Consider the following 17,981-nt stretch of genomic DNA (forward strand, 5'->3'; position numbering starts at 1 on the left):
GCGAGGTGCCACAACGCATCCGGGCAGTACTTCTCCACGTCACCCACACCCAGTCAACGAGTGACCTTGCAGGTCAACAACCCCAAATGACACACGGTCTAAGGACGGAGATTCACTCCACGCTGCGCGTGGACCGAAGTACCGTCCGGCCGCGGCCTTGATGATCGCCACGCTGGACGGGTCCGAGGGCAACGCCCTCGACCAGCGCACCTCGACGTCCCCGATCTTCGCAAGCCGCAGACGGCCGTTGTCGAGCACCTTGAACCGGGAGTTCTTCGTGAACCGGATCGCCTGACGGTTGTCCTTGCGCGACCGGAACCGGGGCGGGGCCAGCTTGCGACCCTTGCGCTTGCCCACGGCCGAGGCGAAAAAGTTGCGGTACGCGCCTGCGGCAGGAGTTCCCCGACCTCGTACAGCACTACAAACTGTGGTCGGGCTCGTACTTCGCCGGGTCCGTCGGCGGCGCACCGCTGAGCATCGTGAAGCAGTACATCGAGCAGCCGAATCGTCCGGCTTAAAGCGACCGGCAATAGAGCGGTGGAGGCGAGGCGGGGTCTGGCCGAGGGTGGCAAGGCGGAGGAGGAGGCCATGCCGGTGTTGCATGGCCGACGACGACAACGCCGCCAGCCGATGTGCCAGGGCGCGCCGCAGCCCCGCTAGTCCTATTGCCGGTCGCTCTTAACTGCTCGGGCCTTGGCGGCCCTCCCCGCGCGAGCCTTCACCCCCGCCCTGAAGCTGAAGGGCGGAGCACTGGCCCGCGTTCCGGTAGCTCCACGGTGAACCGGGCGCCACCCTCCGGGGCGTGCCCGGCGGTGATCGTCCCGCCGAGCCGGCGGACCAGACCGGCGGCCAGGGCCAAGCCGAGGCCGCTGCCCACCTTGCGTACCCCCCGGTACCGCTGGTGCAGCGCGCCCCGTTCGAAGGCGACCGCGAGGTCGTCGTCGGTGAAGCCGGGCCCGCCGTCGCGTACCTCGATGGTGCCGCCGGCCGTCGGACCCGTACCGGCGACCCGGACCGCGAGCACCACCGGCGCACCCGGGGGCACCACCCGCAGCGCGTTCTCCAGCAGCCCGTCGACCACCTGCCGGATCCGGCCCGGATCGGTGTACGCGACGACCGGCCCGGTGGGCAAGTCGGCCCGGAACTCCACCTGCACGGCGGCGCACCGCGCCTGCCAGGTCTGGGCGGCGTCCGCCGCCAGCCGGCCCAGGTCGACCCGGACCGGTTCGAGAGGGAAGTCGGCGGCCTCCAGCCGGGCCAACGCGAGCAGGTCGCTGACCAGCCGGTCCAGGTGTTCCGCCTCGGCGAGCATGGTCTGCCCGGTACGCGGTGCCTGGTCCGGCCCGATCACACCGTCGGCGAGCGCCTCGGCGTAGCCCCGGATAGCGGTCAACGGGGTACGCAGTTCGTGGGAGACCGACAGCAGGAACTCCCGCTGCCGGCCCTCGCTGGTGGCCAGGGCGGCGGCCAGTCCGTTCAGGGCCCGGGCCAGATCCGCGACCTCCTCCGGCTCCTCGACCGGTACCCGGACCGCCCGGTCACCGGCGCTGAGCCGGGCTGCTGCGGTGGCGGCGTTGCGGATCGGCCGGGCCAGCCGCCGGGCCAGGAACAGCCCGGCCGCGATCCCGGCGGCGAGCCCGGCGAGCAGCGGGAACCAGAGGACGATGAGCACCTGCCGCCAGAATCCGTCGTTCACCGGGCTGGCCAGGACCACCCCGCTGCCGTTGCGCAGGGCCCGGGCCTCGACCAGTGCCGGCCGCCCGTCGACCAGACGCCGGCCGGAGAAGTTGCGGCCCTGCCCCACCCGCTGCACGACCGGCGCCGGCAGTCCGGCCCGGTCGGGGGTGCCCTGGCGGATCAGGTACGCGTCGATGCCCTGGGCGCGGAGCTGCTGGATGAGCCGTTCCTCGTCGGCGGTACGCCCCCGGTCGAGGCGGAACCGCAGCACCTCGGCGGTGAGCCGGGCCTGCGCCGCCAACGCCTCCTGGCTGCGTCGCTCGACTCCACGGGCCACCAGTGGCACCGCAACGATCGCGGTGACCAGCACGGACACCAGGGCCACCGCGCAGGTGACGCCGACCGCCCGGGCGGTCAGGCCGTGTCCCGGCCGGCGGGGCGACGGTGGGGTAGCCGGACCGGCACCGAGCACCGGCAACGGGACGGTCAGGTGGTCGGCCCGGGCCGGGCCGGGCCTCGGCGGCTCAGCCATCGGCCGCGTACCCGACGCCCCGGTGGGTACGGATCACGTCCGCCGCCGGGCCGAGCTTGGCGCGTACCTGCGCGACGTGCACGTCGACGGTGCGGGTGCCGGCGTGCGCCGGGTAGCCCCAGACTGCAGCGAGGAGTTCCTCCCGGGTGAAGACCCGACCCGGCCGGGCCATCAGGTGGGCGAGCAGGTCGAACTCGGTCGAGGTGAGCCGCACCGGTACCCCGGCGGCGGTGACCGTGCGTCGGGCCGGGTCGAGGGCGACCGGCCCGACCACCCGGGCCCGGTCGGCGCCGTCCGGCGCCCCGGCGGTACGCCGCAGCACGGCCCGGATCCGGGCGACCAGCTCCCGGGGACTGAACGGTTTGGTGACGTAGTCGTCGGCACCGATCTCCAGCCCGACGATCCGGTCGACCTCGTCGTCCCGGGCGGTGAGGAAGATGATCGGCGTCCAGTCGCCGGCCTCCCGGAGCCGGCGGCAGATCTCGGTACCGGCCAGCCCGGGCAGGGCGATGTCCAACACGCAGGCCACCGGACGGAGCCGGCGGGCGGCGTCGAGGCCGGCGGAGCCGTCGCGCTCCACGTGCACCCCGAACCCGTCCCGGGTCAGGTAGAGCCGGACCAGGTCGGCGATGGCCGGCTCGTCCTCGACGACCAGGACGAGTCCCCGCTGCTGCGCGTCGACGGTCACCGGCCCATGATGGCCGACCGGGCACGTCGGAGGGCGGCCGGGTGTGTTCGGGTCAGGTAAAGGATCGGCCGACCGGGGTGCCGCCGGCCGACGCGGTGTCCCCGGGTGCCCGCGACGGTGTCCGGAACACCTGGGTGAGCAGGGCGTCGAGCTGCCAGACCTGCCTGGAGTGCCCGGCCCTGATGAGGAACCGCTCGCGGATCCCGTCGATCGCGGTGGCGACCAGCTCGATGGCCGGGAGCCGTGGGTCCGGGTGCCAGGTGACGTCCCGCAGGTGACGCAGGTCGGTGTTGAGATGCAGGCGGAGACGGTGCAGCAGTCGGGTCTGCCGGGTCACCACCAGCCGTCGGTAGGTCAGCAGGAGGAGGTACTCGCCGTGGGCGGGGCGGTCCGGGCGGGTGCAGCGGGTGACCAGGATGGCGGCGTCACCCGTACCCACGCAGCGGCGGAAGATCGGCATGTGCCGGCTGATCGTCTGGAGGGCGATCCCGTTCTCCGCGGCGGCGGGGAGGAACGTTCGAGCGAAGACGTCCATGCCAGGACCAACGAGACGTCATCGGAAAATGACGTGGCGTAGGCATGGACGAAAGTGGAATTACAGAAGTTCCACGATGGTGGCGTTCGCCATCCCGCCACCCTCGCACATGGTCTGCAGGCCGTAGCGGATGTCGTTGTCCCGCATGTGCTGGAGCATGGTGGTCATGATCCGGGCACCGGAGCCGCCGAGCGGGTGCCCCAGGGCGATCGCCCCACCCCGGGGGTTCAGCCGCTCCGGGTCGGCCTCGGTCTCGGCCAGCCAGGCGAGCGGGACCGGGGCGAACGCCTCGTTCACCTCGTACACCCCGATCTCCTCGATGCCCAGCCCGGCGCGGCGCAACGCCTTGGCGGTGGCCGGGATGGGTGCGGTGAGCATGACGACCGGGTCGTCGGCGGCGACCACCGCAGTGTGGATCCGGGCCAGCGGACGCAGACCGTGCCGGCGGGCCCATTCGCTGGTGGTGACGGCGAGCGCGGCGGCGCCGTCGGAGATCTGCGACGCGGAACCGGCGGTGACCACACCGTCGGCCCGGAAGGGGGTGGCCAGTTCGGCGAGCTTCGCCAGGGAGGTGTCGCGCCGGATCCCCTCGTCGGCGGTCAGCTTCCCGCCGTCGGCCAGCGGTACCGGTGTGATCTCCGCCTCGAACGCTCCGGCGTCCTGCGCCGCAGCAGCCTTCTCGTGACTGGCCAGCGCGTACTCGTCGAGCTGGGTACGGGACAGGCGCCAGCGCCGGGCGATCAGCTCCGCGCCGACGCCCTGGTTGAACGGGACCGGCTGGTCGGCGGCGAAACCCTCGACTCCCCGGTAGCGGTCCCGGACCTGCTCGCCGTAGGGCAGACCGCCGGTCGCGCTGGCACCCATCGGCACCCGGGTCATCGACTCCACCCCACCGGCGACCACCAGGTCGGCCTGGCCGGCGAGCACCGTCGCCGCAGCGAAGTGCAGGGCCTGCTGGCTGGATCCGCACTGCCGGTCCAGCGTCGTACCGGGGACCGACTCGGGCCAGCCGGCGGCGAGCACGGCGTTGCGGGCGACGTTCCACGCCTGGTCGCCGATTTGGGAGACACAACCCCAGACCACGTCGTCGACGGTGGCCGGATCGATGCCGGTCCGTTCGGCGAGGGCACGCAGCACGTGCGCGGAGAGATCGACCGGGTGCACCCCGGCCAGCCCGCCCTTGCGCCGCCCCACCGGGGTCCGCACCGCGCCGACGATGACCGCGTCACTCATCTGTACTCCCCGGCAATCCGCGCCACCCGGCGACATGTACTCCCCGGTAACTTGACCTTCTCCGATCCTACGTCGGGCCGGGCCGCTGCGGGTGACCGGACCCGACACCGATCGATCCGACACCCGCCGAGGTGACCCGACACCCGCCGATGCGACGGCGCTGGCACTGTCATGCTGGTGCGGTGAACGAGCCGACCACCGACCCGTCGACGACCTGGCGGGTACCGATCGGACTGCCGGTGCTCAAGCTGGCCGGCGGCGTACTGCTGGTGGCGGCCGGCCTGCTCCTCGCCGCCGGTGACCCGGTCCGGCCGGGGCTGGCCGTGCTGGTCGCGGCCGGGTTGGCCGGCTGGGCGGTCCGTGACCTGGTCGCACCGGTCCGGCTCGCGGTGGACCCGCACGGGGTGACGGTGATCCGGGGTTTCGCCGGACGCCGCCGGCTGGACTGGGCGGTCGTCGAGCGGATCAGCGTGGACACCCGGCCCCGGCGCGGGCTGCGTACCGAGACCCTGGAGATCGACGCGGGCGACGCGCTGTACCTCTTCGGCCGGTACGACCTGGGGGCCGAGCCGGCCACGGTCGCCGACATCCTGTGGGCGGTCCGGGAGCGGTACGCGCCAGCGGGCTGGGACGACGGATCAGCCGAGTAGCGCGGCGGAGCGGACCAGGACCAGCCCGGTCAGCGCCACCACGATCAGCGCCCCGCCGGCGAGTTGCACCAGCGACCGGTTGGCCCGGGGCGCGTACGCCAGGATCAGGGCCATTGCCGCCCCGGTGACCAGGCCACCGAGGTGCCCGGCGATGGAGATGCCCGGCACGGCGAAGGTGAAGACCAGGTTGATGACCAGGATCGGGATGACCTGCGAGGTGTCCCGGCCGAGCCGTCGCATGATCACGAAGATCCCGGCGAACATCCCGAAGATCGCGGTGGAGGCGCCGGCGGTCGCGGCGTTCGACGCGCTGAAAACGTAGGCGGCGACGTTGCCGCCGAAGCCGGCCACGAGGTAGAGCCCGAGGAAGCGCAACGGCCCGAGGGTGGCCTCCAGTGACCGGCCCAGCACCCAGAGCGCCCACATGTTCAGCAGCAGGTGCACCACGCCGTAGTGCAGGAACATCGCGGTGAGCAGCCGGTACCACTCGCCCTCGGCGACCCCGTGTACGGAGAAGTCCGGGAAGCGGGCCAGGCCGATGACGGCCCCCCACTCGGTCAGCGGGGTACTCCCGCCCATCAGGCCACCGAAGCCGGAGCCGCCGGCCGCCGAGTCACCGCCCCGGTCGGAGGCGATGGAGAGGAGCATCATCACCACGTTCAGGGCGATCAGTGCCGTGGTGACGTACCCCCGCCGGCCGACGGCACCGCCACCGAAGGCGGTGCGCGTCGGCCGGACGGACCGTCGTCCCTCAGCCACGCACTCGGGGCACTGGTGGCCGACCGAGGCGTCGCGCATGCAGTCCGGACAGATCGGCCGGTCGCAGCGGGTACACCGGACGTAGGTCTCCCGGTCGGGGTGCCGGTAGCAGACCGGGGTGGTGGGCGGGGAATCGCTCACGCCGCCACCCCGCTCTGCGGCTCGGACCGGCCGGGACGCTGACTCATGCGAGCAAAGGTACCTCGCGGGACGGGTCAGCTCTGGGTGCGCTCGATCTCGACGCGCTCGATGATCACGTCCTGCAACGGCCGGTCGTTCGGACCGGTCGAGATGTTCGCGATGGAGTCCACGACCTTCGTCGAGTCGGCGTCGGCGACCTGACCGAAGATGGTGTGCCGGTTGTTCAGGTGCGGGGTCGGGCCGACCGTGATGAAGAACTGCGAGCCGTTGGTGCCCGGTCCGGCGTTCGCCATGGCCAGCAGGTACGGCCGGTCGAACCGCAGGTCGGGGTGAAACTCGTCACCGAAGTTGTAGCCCGGTCCGCCCCGGCCGGTGCCGGTCGGGTCACCCATCTGGATCATGAAGCCGCTGATCACCCGGTGCGAGATCGTGCCGTCGTAGTACGGGCCCTGGCCCGGCTGGCCGGTCCGGGGGTCACGGTACTCGCGGGTCCCCTCGGCCAGCTCGACGAAGTTGCGGACCGTCTTCGGCGCGTGGTTCGGGAACAGCTCCAGCCGGATCGGACCGGCATTGGTGTGCAAGGTGGCGTAGACAGCCTCGGCCACGGGTACTCCTCAGTCGTTGGTCAGTTCCATGCGGATCCTCCCATGTGCCCGATCTGGCAGTGCGGAGGCATCCGAAGGTGGAGGATGACGAAGGAACGACACCCAGGAGGTGGGACCGTGTTCGGAATCGGGCGGCGCAAGTCGCAGGGCGCGCTCGTCAGGAGTGAGCTGGGTGAGAGCCTCGGCCACCTGAAGCGGGCGGCCAACCACGCCGCGTACGGGGTCGGGGCGACGGTGGGCCCACGGGTGCAGGCGGCCCGCGACTCCGTCTCGCCGACTGCGGCCCGGGTGCGTGACACCGCAGCCACCGGCTGGTCGTCCACCATGGCGACGTTGGCGCCACTGGCCGTGGCTGCTGCGGGCGGGGCACGCCAGGCCAGTTCAGCAGCCAGGAAGGTGAAGGCAAGGAACATGATGGTGCAGAACAGGAAGAAGCAGCAGGCCGCCCGGAGGCGGCAGTCGATGCTGCGTACCAGCCTGCTCGCGGCAGGTGCGGTGGCCGGGGTGGCCGGTGCGATGGCCATGCGTCGGCGGCGTGACCAGCAGCAGTGGGAGGAGTACGACCCGTCGCGCCCGCCGGCCGACGTGCGGGAGGAGACGGACACCATCGTGGTGGGTACCCCTGACGGTGCGGCGGCCACGACCGGCGGCTCCACCACCGACCGGCTGCGGGACACCGCCGCCAGGGCCGGCGAGGGTGTCTCCGCCACGGTCGGCCAGGCCGCCGAGAGTGCTCGGCAGTCGGCGGGGAAGGGTACCGACCCGGGCACCGGAACGGCGGTGGGCGGCACCCAGGCCGGCGCGCTCGGCACCCCCTCGGGTAACAACCGGCACTGACCGGTCCCCCGACAGCTCGCCCGCGGCGCGGAGACGCTTCAGTCGTCCCGCGCCGTGGGCGACTGCGGGTACGGAACCGCCGCAGGCGTCTGCGGGTACGGAGCCGCCGCGCCCGTTACCGGGGACGGGGAGGGTCAGAGCCAGCCTTTGCGCCGGAACCAGCGGTAGAGCGCCAGCGAGATGGTGAGCATCAGCGCGAGGACGACCGGATAGCCGTACCGCATCTTCAGCTCTGGCATGACCTCGAAGTTCATCCCGTAGATGCCGGCAATCGCGGTCCAGACCGCGGCGATGCCCGCCCAGGCCGCGATCTTGCGCATGTCGTTGTTCTGGTCGACGGTGACCTGGGCGAGGCGGGCCTGGAGGATCGAGTTCAGCAGGTCGTCGTAGGAGTTGACCTGCTCGACGGTGCGGGTCAGGTGGTCCTGCACGTCCCGGAAGTAACGGCGCACCTCCTTCGGCACGTCCCGGTTCATCTGCGCGGTCAGAGTCATCAGCGGCCGTTGCAGCGGTACGACCGCCCGCTTGAACTCGACCAGCTCACGCTTCATCTGGTAGATGCGCTGGATCCGGCCGTGACTCTGCCGGTCGAACACCTCGGTCTCCAGGATGTCCAGGTCGTCCTCGACCTTGTCGGCCACCTCCAGGTAGAGGTCGACCACCCGGTCGGTCACCCCGTACGCCACCGCCCAGGGCCCGTGCAGCAGCAGGTCCTGCTTGCTCTCCAGGTCGGCCCGGACCGGAGCGAGCCGGCAGGCGTCACCGTGCCGGACGCTGATCACGAACTGCGGCCCGATGAAGAGCATCACCTGCCCGGTCTCCACCACCTCGGAGTGCTCGGTCAACTCGGCGTGCTCGCAGTACCGGGCGGTGCGCAGGGCGAGGAAGCTCACGTCGCCGAAGCGCTCCAACTTGGGGCGCTGCTGGGCCTTGACCGCATCCTCGACGGCGAGTTCGTGCAGCCCGTAGGTCTGCGCGATGCCGGTCATCTGGGTCAGCGTCGGCTCGTGCAGGCCCAACCAGACGAAGCTGTCGCGCTTCGCCCGGGCCGCCCGCAGGGCCTCGGCGTAGTTCCAGTCACCGGACTGCCGGATCCCGTCGACGTAGAGCGCACAGTCGACCACGCTGCTGCGCTCGTCGGCCGGGACGGTGGCACCCGACTGCTGGTCACCGTCGGTGTTGAGGATCCGGCTCATCGCCCGGACCGGCGCGGTCCAGGCCCGGGGGAGCGGAACCCGACCCAGTCCGTTCGGTGTACCGCGGCCCCGTTCCACCTCTTCGGTCATGGTTTCCCCGCCTCCCTCCACCACCGTGTACGACCCGACCTCGCAGGTTACGCCCGCTCGGCACAGGCGGTCGGTGGGGCGGTGGTCGGTGCAGGCTTCCAGAACGCCGGGTCGGCGCCGGGTGGACCGGCCGCGTCAGGGGGGTGAGGTGCGGGCGGCCCACCCGGCGCCTTTGGGGGCGGGGGGTGGTGCTCTCGCGCCAGTCGGGTCGGGAGGGCACCGACGGTAAGACGCAGCCTGGGCCGGCCCCGACACGAGTGACGCTCGCAGCATTGTGGGCCGCTGGCCGGCCCGGTGGGAACCCCGGACCAGCCAACACCGCCTTCTGTCAGGTATCTAACAGAAATTACCGCCCTCGGACGGCCTCCACCGCCTCGGCCAGCCGTCGCACGCCCTCGTCCACCTGGTCCACGGTCACGGCGGAGAAGGCGAGCCGCAGCGAGTGGTGGCCACCATCCAGGAGGAAGTCGCTGCCCTTCACCACGGCCACCCCACGCTCCGTGGCGGCCGGGGCGAGCCGGTCGACGTGTACGTCCGACGGCAGCTCCACCCAGAGGAAGTAGCCACCGTCCGGCTCGACGAACCGGGCCTGGGGAATGTGCCGGCGCAGCGACTCGGCGAGCAGCCGGGCGCGCTCACCGAGCGCGGTCGAGACGGTACGGATCGAGCGCTCGATGTCACCGGAGACGCAGAACTGGTGGACGATCGCCTCGGAGACCATGCCCGGCGAGATGTAGAGGTTGGTCGCCCGCTTGGCGATGTCGGTGATCAACTGCTCCGGGCCCACCAGGTAGCCGACCCGGACCCCGGGGCAGACGGTCTTGGTGAAGCTGGACGCGTGCACCACGACGCCCCGGGTGTCGAGGGAGAGCATCGACGGCAGCGGCTCGCCCCGGAACCGGATGTCCGCGTACGGGTCGTCCTCGAAGATCGTGAAGCCGTACTCGGCGGCCAGGTCGAGCAGCTCGTGCCGCTTCTCCAGGGAGAGGGTGACCCCGGCCGGGTTCTGGTAGTTCGGAATGATGTGCGCCAGCTTGGGGCGCACCCCGGACTCCAGCAGCTTGCGCAGCTCGGCGGTGTCCAGACCGTCCGGCTGGATCGACACCGCGTGCAGCTCGCTGCCCTGCCGTTGCAGGTTGAGCAGGGTCCGGTCGTACGTCGGGCGCTCCACCACCACCTGGTCGCCGGCGGAGACCAGGTGGTCGAAGAGGAACGCGTCGGCCTGCAACGATCCGTTCGTCACCAGCACCTGCTCCGGGCGTACGCCATGCTTCGCGGCGATCCACTCGCGGAGCGGCGGGTAACCGACGGAGGTGCCATAGGCGGTCACGCCGGCCGGGTCGGCGTCGAACGCGCGGACGGCGGCGGCCTTGAGCCCCTCGATGTCGACGATGTCCAGTGACGGCGCCCCACGGGCGAAGGAGATCAGCTGCGCGGCAGTCATGCGAAGAGCCTAGGGCCTGCCCTGGCTGCTCATGCCGGCATCCACGCGAAGTTCAACATGCGGGCATCGGCCGGTAGGGCAGAAAGCCGAACCGGACTCTGGTTGTCCGGTAGCGGGCCGCAACCTAGTGTGGTCCGGTCAGTGATCGAAGGATTGCAGACCGTTGTCGGCACAGTCGAGATGGTGAGGCGAAGTGGACGAGGACCGGACCGGGCAGCTGGACGACCAGGCCTTCGCGGAGTGGCTGGCCACCCGCGCGGGTGAGGCACTGACCGGGCTGCGGGCGGCCCAGGGCTTCGCCGACCCGGCGGCCCTGAAGAACGCCGGCGACAAGGCGTCCCACGACCTGATGGTCGCCGAGCTGGCCCGCTGGCGACCGCAGGACGCGGTGCTCTCCGAGGAGCACGCCGACTCCCGGCAGGCATGGTCCTCAGGCGAGCAGCCGCCCCGGTTGACCGCCGACCGGGTCTGGATCATCGACCCACTCGACGGCACCCGGGAGTTCTCCGAGGAGGGCCGTACCGACTGGGCGGTGCACGTCGCGCTCTGGGAACGGTCGGCCGGCCCGGAGGGTGGCCTCACCGCCGGGGCCGTCGGGCTGCCGGCCCGCACCCGGCGGGACGGTACGCCGCTGGTGCTCGGCACCGGCCTGCCCACCGTCACCCGTACCGACGGCCCGATCCGGATCGCGGTCAGCCGCAGCCGTCCCCCGGCCTTCGTCAGCACGCTGATCGAGGAGATCGGCGGACAGGCCGTGCCGATGGGCTCGGCCGGGGTCAAGGTCTGCGCGGTGGTCCTCGGCGAGGTCGACGCGTACGTGCACGCCGGTGGTCAGTACGAGTGGGACTCCGCCGCCCCGGTCGCCGTCGCGCTGGGCGCCGGGATGCACGCCTCCCGGATCGACGGCTCCCCGCTGCGCTACAACCGGCCCGACCCGCTCCTGCCCGACCTGCTGGTCTGCCGGCCCGAGCTGGCCGAGCAACTGCTTGCCACGATTGCCCGGTGCCAGTGACCCCCTGAGGACGGTTCCGTGACTCCTCCGCTGCCCGACCAGACCCCGCAGCCAGAGCAGCCGACGGGTCGGCGACGCTCCCGACGCCGCGCGCTGAGCCGGTGGTGGCTGGCGCCGGTGGCCGCCGGTGCGGTCGTACTCGGCACCACGGTGGCCGTCGCCACCAGCCGCGACGACCCGGCGACCGCCCCGCCGGGTGCCACCGCGACCGGTGGGACCAGTTCCGGCGCCGGTGACGGCGGCGCACGCAGCGGACTGGGCGGTCAACCCGGCGGTGTCGCCGGCCTGGGCAGCGTCCCGACGCCCACCCCGTCCCCCTCGGCCCGCAACGGCGCCGGGGACGCCGCGTTCCCGACGAACCGGCGGACCCTGCCCGGGGCGAGCATCCACCTGCTCTCCGGGGAGAGCTTCGCCGCCGGGCTGGCCCGGTCCGACCGCACCTACGGTCCGCTGCGCATGGTCCGGGTCTTCTACCCCGGGTTGCCGCCCTCCTGGTCGGGCAGTCGGGCGGACGTGGTGAACCGGACCGTGGTGGTCTCCTTCAAGGCACCACCCGGCGAGGTGCTCGCCGGCCGGCACGACAGCCGGCTGGCGAGCTGGTTCGCCTCGGTCCCCCGGGACCACGACGTCTACTGGTCGTACTTCCACGAACCGGAGAACGACGTCGAATCCGGCTCCTACACCACCAGCCAGTTCCGGTCCGCCTGGCGTCGGGTCGCCGGGCTCGCCGACCGGGCCGGCAACAGCCGGCTGAAGGCCACCCTGATCCTGATGTGCTGGACGCTGAACCCGCAGTCCAACCGCCGGTTCGAGGACTACTACCCCGGCGGCGACGTGGTCGACGTGCTCGGTTGGGACTGCTACAACAGCGGCGGGAAGTACGGCCGCTACACCGCCCCGGACAAGGTCTTCGGACCGATGATCTCCAAATCCCGGGCGCTGGGTAAGCCGTGGGGCCTGGCCGAGACCGGCAGCGTACGGATCCCGGGCGACAGCGGCGCCGGCCGGGCCGCATGGATCCGCGAGATGAGCGCGTACCTCAACGCCCAACGGCCACTCTGGGTGGCGTACTACGACTACGAGGTCAGCGGGGGCGACTTCCGGCTCACCGACACCGCCAGCCAGCAGGCGTGGCGGTCGTGGTGCGCCGCGCCCGCCTGACCGCGTCACGGGCCGCGCAGCACTCCGGCGACCTGCCGGACACCCGGGTGTCCGGACCACACAAACGCGGCCTGACCCCCGGCGGTGCTCAGATGCCCCGGCCGCGTTTGTGCAGGGTACGCAGCACCCGGTCGGGGTGTACCGCGCGGGTCGCGACGGCCAGCGCCAGGTACGCCCTCGGCTCGCGCGGGTTGCGGGCCAGGGTCCGGCGGGCCCACCGGACCGCGTCCCGCCGGTTACCCATGGCCGCCTGGGCGAAGGCGATCTGACCGGCCACCCGGGCCTCCCCGTGCGGCACGGTGGCGAACTCCGGGTACCGGCCGAGCAGCCACTGCAGGGCGGTCGAGATGGTCTCCCAACGCTGCGCGAAGTAGGACCGCTTGTGCCAGCGGACGACGACGTACGGCACGGTCAGGTTGACCAGCGGCACCCGCCGGGCCGCCCGCAGCAGGAACTCGTAGTCCTCCGCGTAGCTGCCCGGGATCTCCTCGTCGACCAGACCGATCCCGTCGACCAGCGGACCGCGCCGGATCAGGAAGGTGGACGGGTGCAGCTCGGTGTGCCGGTCGCGCAGCAGTGCGGACAGCGGCACCCGGGTGCGGGGCAGCACCCGGTCGACGTTCCGGTCGTCGTAGCTGACCCGGATGCCGCAACTGACGAACTCGCCCTCCGGCTCGGCGGCCAACGCCGCCACCTGGGCGGCCAGCTTGCCCGGCAGCCACTCGTCGTCGTCGTCGCAGAACGCCACGAGGTCACCGGTCGCCGCCAGGATGCCGCTGTTGCGGGCACCGGCCAGGCCCGGGGTGCGGGTGTTGGTGATGACCCGTACGCCCCGCTCCGGGGTGTCCATCTCCAGCAACATGTCCGGCGTGGACTGGTCGTAGACGACGACCACGTCCACCCGGCCGGCGTACTCCTGGGACAGGATCGCGTCGAGCGCGGCGCGGAGCAGTTCCGGTCGGTCCCGGGTGGGCACCACGGCAGTGACGCTGGGCAGGTTGGTCACGGTCACGGGGCCTCTCCGGAGTTGGGGCGTCGCCGGCCGACGTAGCCGTAACGCAGCCGCAGCGGCAGGGTCGCGGCGCTGACCACCGCCCGGCTACGCGGCGGGAGCGCCGCCTGCCAGGCGTTGTCCTGTCGTACCCGCAGCGGGCCGCTGCTGAACCGGAGCGGGTTACCGGCGATGCTGTGGAAGGGTCGGGGCGGCACGGGCGGATCGTCCAGCACCCGCAGCGCGTCGGGGGTGTCGTCGAGCCCGGCGAAGGTTCGGACCTGGCGGACGGTGCCGCGCGGATCGGCGGTGAAGTCCTCGTAGCGCAGCCGGAGCACCGGCGCGCGGGTGGCCAGCAGGTGGAAGGCGGCGTTCTGTGCGGTCCAGAGCCCGCTCACCGTGAACGGGGAGAAGGTGGGCATGTACGCCTCGGTGTCCACCACCTCGGGCCGGCGGACCTGCTTGGCCCAGGAGTAGGCGACCGCGCGGCTGTCCCGGACCAGGTGCACCACCCGCAGGTCGAGATCCTCGGCCCAGCGCAGTGCGAACGCCAGCGACGCGTGCTTGCTGGAATCGACCACCAGGCTCGCCCCGGTGACCTCGGTCGCCGCCCGGTAGATCCGGGTGTAGAGGTCGGCGTAGCGGCGGATCGGCCCCAACTGCTCCTCCGGCAGCCGGCCACGGGCCAGCCGGGGTACGAACCGGGTCCGGTCGACCTGGGCCTTGAGTGCCAGCACCTCGGCCCGGTCGAGCGCGGACCAGCCGCCGAAGGCGTGCTCACCGACCCGCTGCCAGAAGTCGCAGCCGGTGAAGCGTTCCCCGCAACCGCACCGCTCGTCGCCACCGAGCGCGCGTTCCCACAGGTGGACGACCTCGCCGACGGCGCAGACGTCCGGGTGCTGGGCGAGGATCAGCTCCAGCAGGGTGGAGCCGCTGCGCCCGAGACCGCCGACGAAGAGGACCCGGGCCGGGAGGCTCACCGCCACCACCGTCGGCCGGCCCGCCGGGCCCGCTGCTCGACCAGGCTCTCGACGATCCGGCCGACCGCAGCCACCGCTGCGATCCGGGGGTCGGGCGCGTCCGGGTCGGTGGAGAGGGTGAAGGCTCCCGGGTCCGCCATGCCCTTGTCGAGCGCCTCGACCAGCTCCGCCTCGGACTCGCAGAGCCGGACCTTGCCGGCCGCACCGAGCCGGCGGGCGAAGAGCTGCTGATGGTTGTCGACGTGCTCGTGGTGGGTCGGGTCACGCGGCACCACGATGGGCAGGTGGTTGGTCCGCCGGGCCTCGGTGATGGTGGCCGGTCCGCCGTGGCAGACCACCAGCGTGGCCTCGGCCATCGCCCGTTGGAGCTGGTCGTGGGCGAGGAAGGCGGTCGCCTCCGGGATCCGGGGGGCGCGGCTGCTGCCGTACTGGAGGACGAGGCGGACCGGGTCGGCGCTGGCCGCCCGGCCGGCGTACCAGCGTTCCAGCCAGTCCACGAACCGGTCGAAGCGGTGCACGTCGGTGCCGACCAGGGCGAGCACCAGGGGATGCGCCGGCTCCCCGTGCCGTTGACGCGGGATCAGGCCGCTCACAGGAGGTTGCCCACGACGGTCGCCTTCGGGTACATCCGCAGCTGCTCGTCCCACTGCACGAGCATCGCGGAGAGGAACGGGCGGCAGAGCCGGGCGCTGAGCGTGGCGCTGTCGATCCGGTCGTACACCTCGATGTAGATGGTGGGGATCCGGAGTAGCCGGGCCACCGCCACGAACGGCACGGCCACCCCGGCGCCGGTGGTGACCACCGCGGCGACGTCCCGGCGCCGCAGCTGCCGCAGGGCCAGCCCGAAGTTGCGGATCAGGTTGCGGACGTTGCGGGTGGTGGGGTGGTACGCCCACACCACGTCCTCGCCGTCGAGCAGCGAGCGGGCGTCCGGGGTGTCGAAGGTCACCCAGGACCGGGACCGGTTGCGGTACCACGGCTCCAGTGCCAGCAACTGTGCCAGATGCCCACCGCTGGATCCGACGAGCATCACCTCACCTGACCCCACGTCCGACCCGCCTCTCCCCACGCCCGTACGAATTTCGCGCCCGGACTCGTCCACGTCGGGACGGTTAACAGATCATCGAAGCGCCGCGGACAATCTAACGGGACCGGGGGTAACAACAGAAGTGGCTCTCACAATCGGACCCCCGCCCACCGGTCGGACCTTTCCGAGCATTCCGCCGATCGCCGCCGCTGGTACCGGGTGCCTAGACTGCCGCTGACATCACGCAGCACGAGGAGAATGCCGTATGGCCGGTCAGCATCCCCTAGCCGGGAACGATTCCCCGACGGCCGGGCAGCACGCGACGCGGGAACCGGTGACCGTGCTCTACGTGTGTGGGATGCCACGCAGCGGTTCGACGTTGCTCGACCTGATGCTCGGCCAGTTCGTCGGTCACTGCGACGTGGGTGAACTCTTCTACCTGTGGCAGTCGGGGGTCGAACGGAACTTCCGGTGCGCCTGCGGTGCGCACTTCGACCAGTGCCCGTTCTGGGCGGAGGTCGGCCAGCGGGCGTACGGCGGATGGTCCACCCTCGACGTCGCCGGCATCCGGGCCCTCCAGCGCCGGGTGGACGCGACCGCCCGACTCCCGTTGATCCTGAACCCGTCGATGTCCGCCGGGTTCCGGCGTGACCTGGCCACCTACACCGACCTGCTGACCCGGCTGTACCGGGCGATCGCCGACGGGTCCGGGGCGCAGGTGGTGGTCGACTCCACCAAGCGTCCCTCGCTCGCCTACATCCTGGCCCAGGCACCGGAGATCGACCTGCGGATGGTGCACGTGCTGCGGGACCCGCGCGGGGTGGCGTACTCCTGGAGCCAGGTGGTGGAGCTGCCCGAGGGGACCTCCACGAAGGGCCGGATGAACCAGCGGTCGGCCCGGTTGACCGCCCGCCGCTGGGTCACCGTGAACACGATGATCTCGGCGCTCGCCCGGCGTGGGGTGCCCCGGGTGGTGGTCCGGTACGAGGATCTGGTCCGCGACCCGCGCGGTGAGCTGGGCCGGATCGCGGCCCTGACCGCCGATGTCACCGGCACCGTCGACCCGCTGGACTTTCTGCACGGCAACGAGTTCGAGCAGGTCGGGTCGCACGCGGTGGCCGGTGGCCGGATCCGGATGCGGAGTGGCCCGATCACCCTGTCGCTGGACGAGAAGTGGCGGCGGGAGTACGCACCGGCCCGGCAGCGGCTGGTCGCCGCGATGACCTGGCCGCTGCGCAGGCGGTACGACTACCGCTGACCCGTCACTCCGGACGCGCCACCGCCGCCAGGTGCGCGTCGAGCATGTCCAGCAGTTCCGGGTGACGCTCGTAGTCGAACTTGCGGGCGAAGTGCGCCCCGCTGGCCAGCGCCCTCGGCAGGTCCTCGGCGGTGAGCGACTTCGGGTGGTTGAACTGGCTGCCCCGGAAGTCGAAGTAGCGCTTGCAGTCGGGTACCAGGTTGAACCGGTCGCTGCTGCACACGATGGTCTGGAAGACCGCCTCGACCGGGGAGAGGCAGCGCCGGAAGTAGGCCACCACGTCGGGCCGCCGGTCGAAGTACTCACGCAGGTAGGCGACCACCGGCCAGCTCAGTGAGGCGAAGGCCGAGCCGCCGTGCAGGCGCAGGTCCGGCCCGAACGGCGTACGGGCCCGACGGCCGACCGCCAGACCGTAGGAGACGTGCAGCCGGACGAGCGGCTGCACCCGGTTCACCGCCTGGATCGGCCGGAGCATCCGCTTGGCCCGGGGGCTGAGCCCGACCAGGCGACGGTGCTGGAAGTAGTAGCGCGACCGGACCCGGCTGCGTGGCCAGTGGCTGTCCGGGCCGAGCGCGTCCCAGTACTCCATGAATCCGTCCGCACCGGAGTTGACCAATTCGGCTTCGGACTGATCCAACGGCCGGAGCGGATAGTCCTGACCGGTGATATTGACCAACCAGTCGACCTGAATTCCTTCCCCGTTCAGCCAATCAACAGCGGCCATGTAGCGATCCACGTGACTGAAATCGCCATATCCGCCTTCATGCAACTGCACCACCACGTTCGGTAGCGAGCGCAGTTCGGTCAGATCCAGAGCCGCGCCGTTCACGTCGTGACTCACGTGCACCAGGCTGTCCGGGCTGTACCTTTTGACGGCGTGAATGAGCCGGTTCAGTTGCTCCGGCGAACGGTGACTCTGGATGTGGTAGCAGAAGCGCACGTCCCGCATTATCTCCCCGGCCGCCACCTGCGGAGAATCGGCGATCACGGAGCAGCGGGCCGACGGACGTGAGGCGGCTTCCGCTCTCCGCCGCGATCAGGGAGACTGAGGGTTCGGTCGGGGACGTGTGTGCCACCGGCTGGTCGGTTCGGTCGAAAGGGAGCGACACACCCTCATGCCCTCGCCTCGCCTCGCCGATCTGAACGACTCAGACGGCCCCACCCT

Annotated in this window: 19 protein-coding genes and 1 pseudogene; 7 read left to right on the forward strand and 13 right to left on the reverse strand. The window is 71.7% G+C overall.

Going from position 1 to position 17,981, the window contains the following annotated elements; genetic code table 11:
• Positions 1–157 precede the first annotated feature (157 nt).
• Both V6U90_RS27350 and V6U90_RS27355 read left to right on the forward strand, forming a co-directional pair.
• Positions 158–295, forward strand: coding sequence for a hypothetical protein (locus V6U90_RS27350; protein ID WP_334442597.1), 138 nt, complete (start codon positions 158–160; stop codon positions 293–295).
• 88 nt (positions 296–383) lie between these two features.
• A pseudogene (locus tag V6U90_RS27355) lies at positions 384–518 on the forward strand (IS200/IS605 family transposase); the annotation flags it as partial.
• A gap of 200 nt (positions 519–718) precedes the next feature.
• Here the strand turns inward: V6U90_RS27355 and V6U90_RS27360 are convergent.
• Genes V6U90_RS27360 through V6U90_RS27375 form a run of 4 tightly spaced genes read right to left on the reverse strand, consistent with a single transcriptional unit; the run spans position 719 to position 4,665 of the window.
• Positions 719–2,209: a HAMP domain-containing sensor histidine kinase gene (locus V6U90_RS27360; RefSeq protein ID WP_334442599.1), complete on the reverse strand. Its 1,491-nt coding sequence runs from the start codon at positions 2,207–2,209 to the stop codon at positions 719–721.
• Positions 2,202–2,897: a response regulator transcription factor gene (locus V6U90_RS27365; RefSeq protein ID WP_334442601.1), complete on the reverse strand. Its 696-nt coding sequence runs from the start codon at positions 2,895–2,897 to the stop codon at positions 2,202–2,204. The genes V6U90_RS27360 and V6U90_RS27365 overlap by 8 nt, the downstream gene beginning before the upstream one ends.
• Before the next feature lie 52 nt (positions 2,898–2,949).
• Positions 2,950–3,432: a hypothetical protein gene (locus tag V6U90_RS27370; protein WP_334442603.1), complete on the reverse strand. Its 483-nt coding sequence runs from the start codon at positions 3,430–3,432 to the stop codon at positions 2,950–2,952.
• A 60-nt stretch (positions 3,433–3,492) separates the two neighbouring features.
• Positions 3,493–4,665, reverse strand: a complete 1,173-nt coding sequence (locus tag V6U90_RS27375) for a thiolase family protein (protein WP_334442605.1) — start codon at positions 4,663–4,665, stop codon at positions 3,493–3,495.
• Positions 4,666–4,847: 182 nt separating this feature from the next.
• Between V6U90_RS27375 and V6U90_RS27380 the strand changes: the two genes are divergently transcribed.
• Positions 4,848–5,315 carry a PH domain-containing protein gene (locus V6U90_RS27380; protein WP_334442607.1) on the forward strand — a complete coding sequence of 156 codons (468 nt, stop codon included), beginning with the start codon at positions 4,848–4,850 and terminating at the stop codon, positions 5,313–5,315.
• Here V6U90_RS27380 and V6U90_RS27385 read toward each other — a convergent pair.
• The gene (locus tag V6U90_RS27385) at positions 5,304–6,215 is read right to left on the reverse strand and encodes a rhomboid family intramembrane serine protease (RefSeq protein ID WP_334442609.1); all 912 of its coding nucleotides are present in this window, start codon (positions 6,213–6,215) and stop codon (positions 5,304–5,306) included. The two genes, V6U90_RS27380 and V6U90_RS27385, sit on opposite strands and share 12 nt — an antisense overlap.
• A 74-nt stretch (positions 6,216–6,289) precedes the next feature.
• Complete coding sequence (locus V6U90_RS27390; protein ID WP_334442612.1) at positions 6,290–6,820, reverse strand: peptidylprolyl isomerase; 531 nt, start codon at positions 6,818–6,820, stop codon at positions 6,290–6,292.
• Between the two features lie 117 nt (positions 6,821–6,937).
• Here V6U90_RS27390 and V6U90_RS27395 point away from each other — a divergent pair, with 117 nt between their 5' ends.
• A complete protein-coding gene (locus tag V6U90_RS27395) occupies positions 6,938–7,657 on the forward strand; it encodes a hypothetical protein (protein WP_334442614.1) in 720 nt (239 codons plus the stop codon).
• 134 nt (positions 7,658–7,791) lie between these two features.
• On the opposite strand, the gene corA is transcribed toward V6U90_RS27395, so the two are convergent.
• Positions 7,792–8,943, reverse strand: a complete 1,152-nt coding sequence (gene corA, locus V6U90_RS27400) for a magnesium/cobalt transporter CorA (protein ID WP_334442616.1) — start codon at positions 8,941–8,943, stop codon at positions 7,792–7,794.
• Between the two features lie 346 nt (positions 8,944–9,289).
• Complete coding sequence (locus tag V6U90_RS27405) at positions 9,290–10,387, reverse strand: aminotransferase-like domain-containing protein (protein ID WP_334442619.1); 1,098 nt, start codon at positions 10,385–10,387, stop codon at positions 9,290–9,292.
• Between the two features lie 217 nt (positions 10,388–10,604).
• On the opposite strand from V6U90_RS27405, the gene V6U90_RS27410 reads away from it, so the two are divergent.
• Both V6U90_RS27410 and V6U90_RS27415 read left to right on the forward strand, forming a co-directional pair.
• Complete coding sequence (locus tag V6U90_RS27410) at positions 10,605–11,399, forward strand: 3'(2'),5'-bisphosphate nucleotidase CysQ (RefSeq protein ID WP_334442652.1); 795 nt, start codon at positions 10,605–10,607, stop codon at positions 11,397–11,399.
• An 18-nt stretch (positions 11,400–11,417) separates the two neighbouring features.
• Positions 11,418–12,560 (forward strand): hypothetical protein, encoded by a 1,143-nt coding sequence (locus tag V6U90_RS27415; RefSeq protein ID WP_334442622.1) that lies wholly within the window; start codon positions 11,418–11,420, stop codon positions 12,558–12,560.
• A gap of 88 nt (positions 12,561–12,648) precedes the next feature.
• On the opposite strand, the gene V6U90_RS27420 is transcribed toward V6U90_RS27415, so the two are convergent.
• From V6U90_RS27420 to V6U90_RS27435, 4 genes are read right to left on the reverse strand one after another with little or no spacing between them, the layout of a single operon-like run.
• Positions 12,649–13,566 (reverse strand): glycosyltransferase family 2 protein, encoded by a 918-nt coding sequence (locus V6U90_RS27420; RefSeq protein WP_334442654.1) that lies wholly within the window; start codon positions 13,564–13,566, stop codon positions 12,649–12,651.
• 2 nt (positions 13,567–13,568) lie between these two features.
• The gene (locus tag V6U90_RS27425; RefSeq protein WP_334442625.1) at positions 13,569–14,531 is read right to left on the reverse strand and encodes a sulfotransferase family protein; all 963 of its coding nucleotides are present in this window, start codon (positions 14,529–14,531) and stop codon (positions 13,569–13,571) included.
• On the reverse strand, positions 14,528–15,124 hold the full coding sequence (locus tag V6U90_RS27430; RefSeq protein ID WP_334442628.1) for a glycosyltransferase: 597 nt from the start codon (positions 15,122–15,124) through the stop codon (positions 14,528–14,530). The genes V6U90_RS27425 and V6U90_RS27430 overlap by 4 nt, the downstream gene beginning before the upstream one ends.
• A complete protein-coding gene (locus V6U90_RS27435; protein WP_334442631.1) occupies positions 15,121–15,561 on the reverse strand; it encodes a UDP-N-acetylglucosamine--LPS N-acetylglucosamine transferase in 441 nt (146 codons plus the stop codon). The genes V6U90_RS27430 and V6U90_RS27435 overlap by 4 nt, the downstream gene beginning before the upstream one ends.
• A gap of 262 nt (positions 15,562–15,823) precedes the next feature.
• Here V6U90_RS27435 and V6U90_RS27440 point away from each other — a divergent pair, with 262 nt between their 5' ends.
• Positions 15,824–16,816 carry a sulfotransferase gene (locus V6U90_RS27440; protein WP_334442633.1) on the forward strand — a complete coding sequence of 331 codons (993 nt, stop codon included), beginning with the start codon at positions 15,824–15,826 and terminating at the stop codon, positions 16,814–16,816.
• 4 nt (positions 16,817–16,820) lie between these two features.
• On the opposite strand, the gene V6U90_RS27445 is transcribed toward V6U90_RS27440, so the two are convergent.
• The gene (locus V6U90_RS27445) at positions 16,821–17,657 is read right to left on the reverse strand and encodes a hypothetical protein (RefSeq protein WP_334442636.1); all 837 of its coding nucleotides are present in this window, start codon (positions 17,655–17,657) and stop codon (positions 16,821–16,823) included.
• Positions 17,658–17,981: the final 324 nt, after the last annotated feature.

The organism is Micromonospora sp. CPCC 206060, from assembly GCF_036906895.1.
Lineage (GTDB): Bacteria > Actinomycetota > Actinomycetes > Mycobacteriales > Micromonosporaceae > Micromonospora.

Coding starts and splice junctions, on each gene's coding strand:
- V6U90_RS27360 (WP_334442599.1), bottom strand. CDS start 2,209: ATGGCTGAGCCGCCGAGGCCCGGCCCGGCCCGGGCCGACCACCTGACC.
- V6U90_RS27370 (WP_334442603.1), bottom strand. CDS start 3,432: ATGGACGTCTTCGCTCGAACGTTCCTCCCCGCCGCCGCGGAGAACGGG.
- V6U90_RS27375 (WP_334442605.1), bottom strand. CDS start 4,665: ATGAGTGACGCGGTCATCGTCGGCGCGGTGCGGACCCCGGTGGGGCGG.
- corA (WP_334442616.1), bottom strand. CDS start 8,943: ATGACCGAAGAGGTGGAACGGGGCCGCGGTACACCGAACGGACTGGGT.
- V6U90_RS27405 (WP_334442619.1), bottom strand. CDS start 10,387: ATGACTGCCGCGCAGCTGATCTCCTTCGCCCGTGGGGCGCCGTCACTG.
- V6U90_RS27435 (WP_334442631.1), bottom strand. CDS start 15,561: ATGCTCGTCGGATCCAGCGGTGGGCATCTGGCACAGTTGCTGGCACTG.
- V6U90_RS27440 (WP_334442633.1), top strand. CDS start 15,824: ATGGCCGGTCAGCATCCCCTAGCCGGGAACGATTCCCCGACGGCCGGG.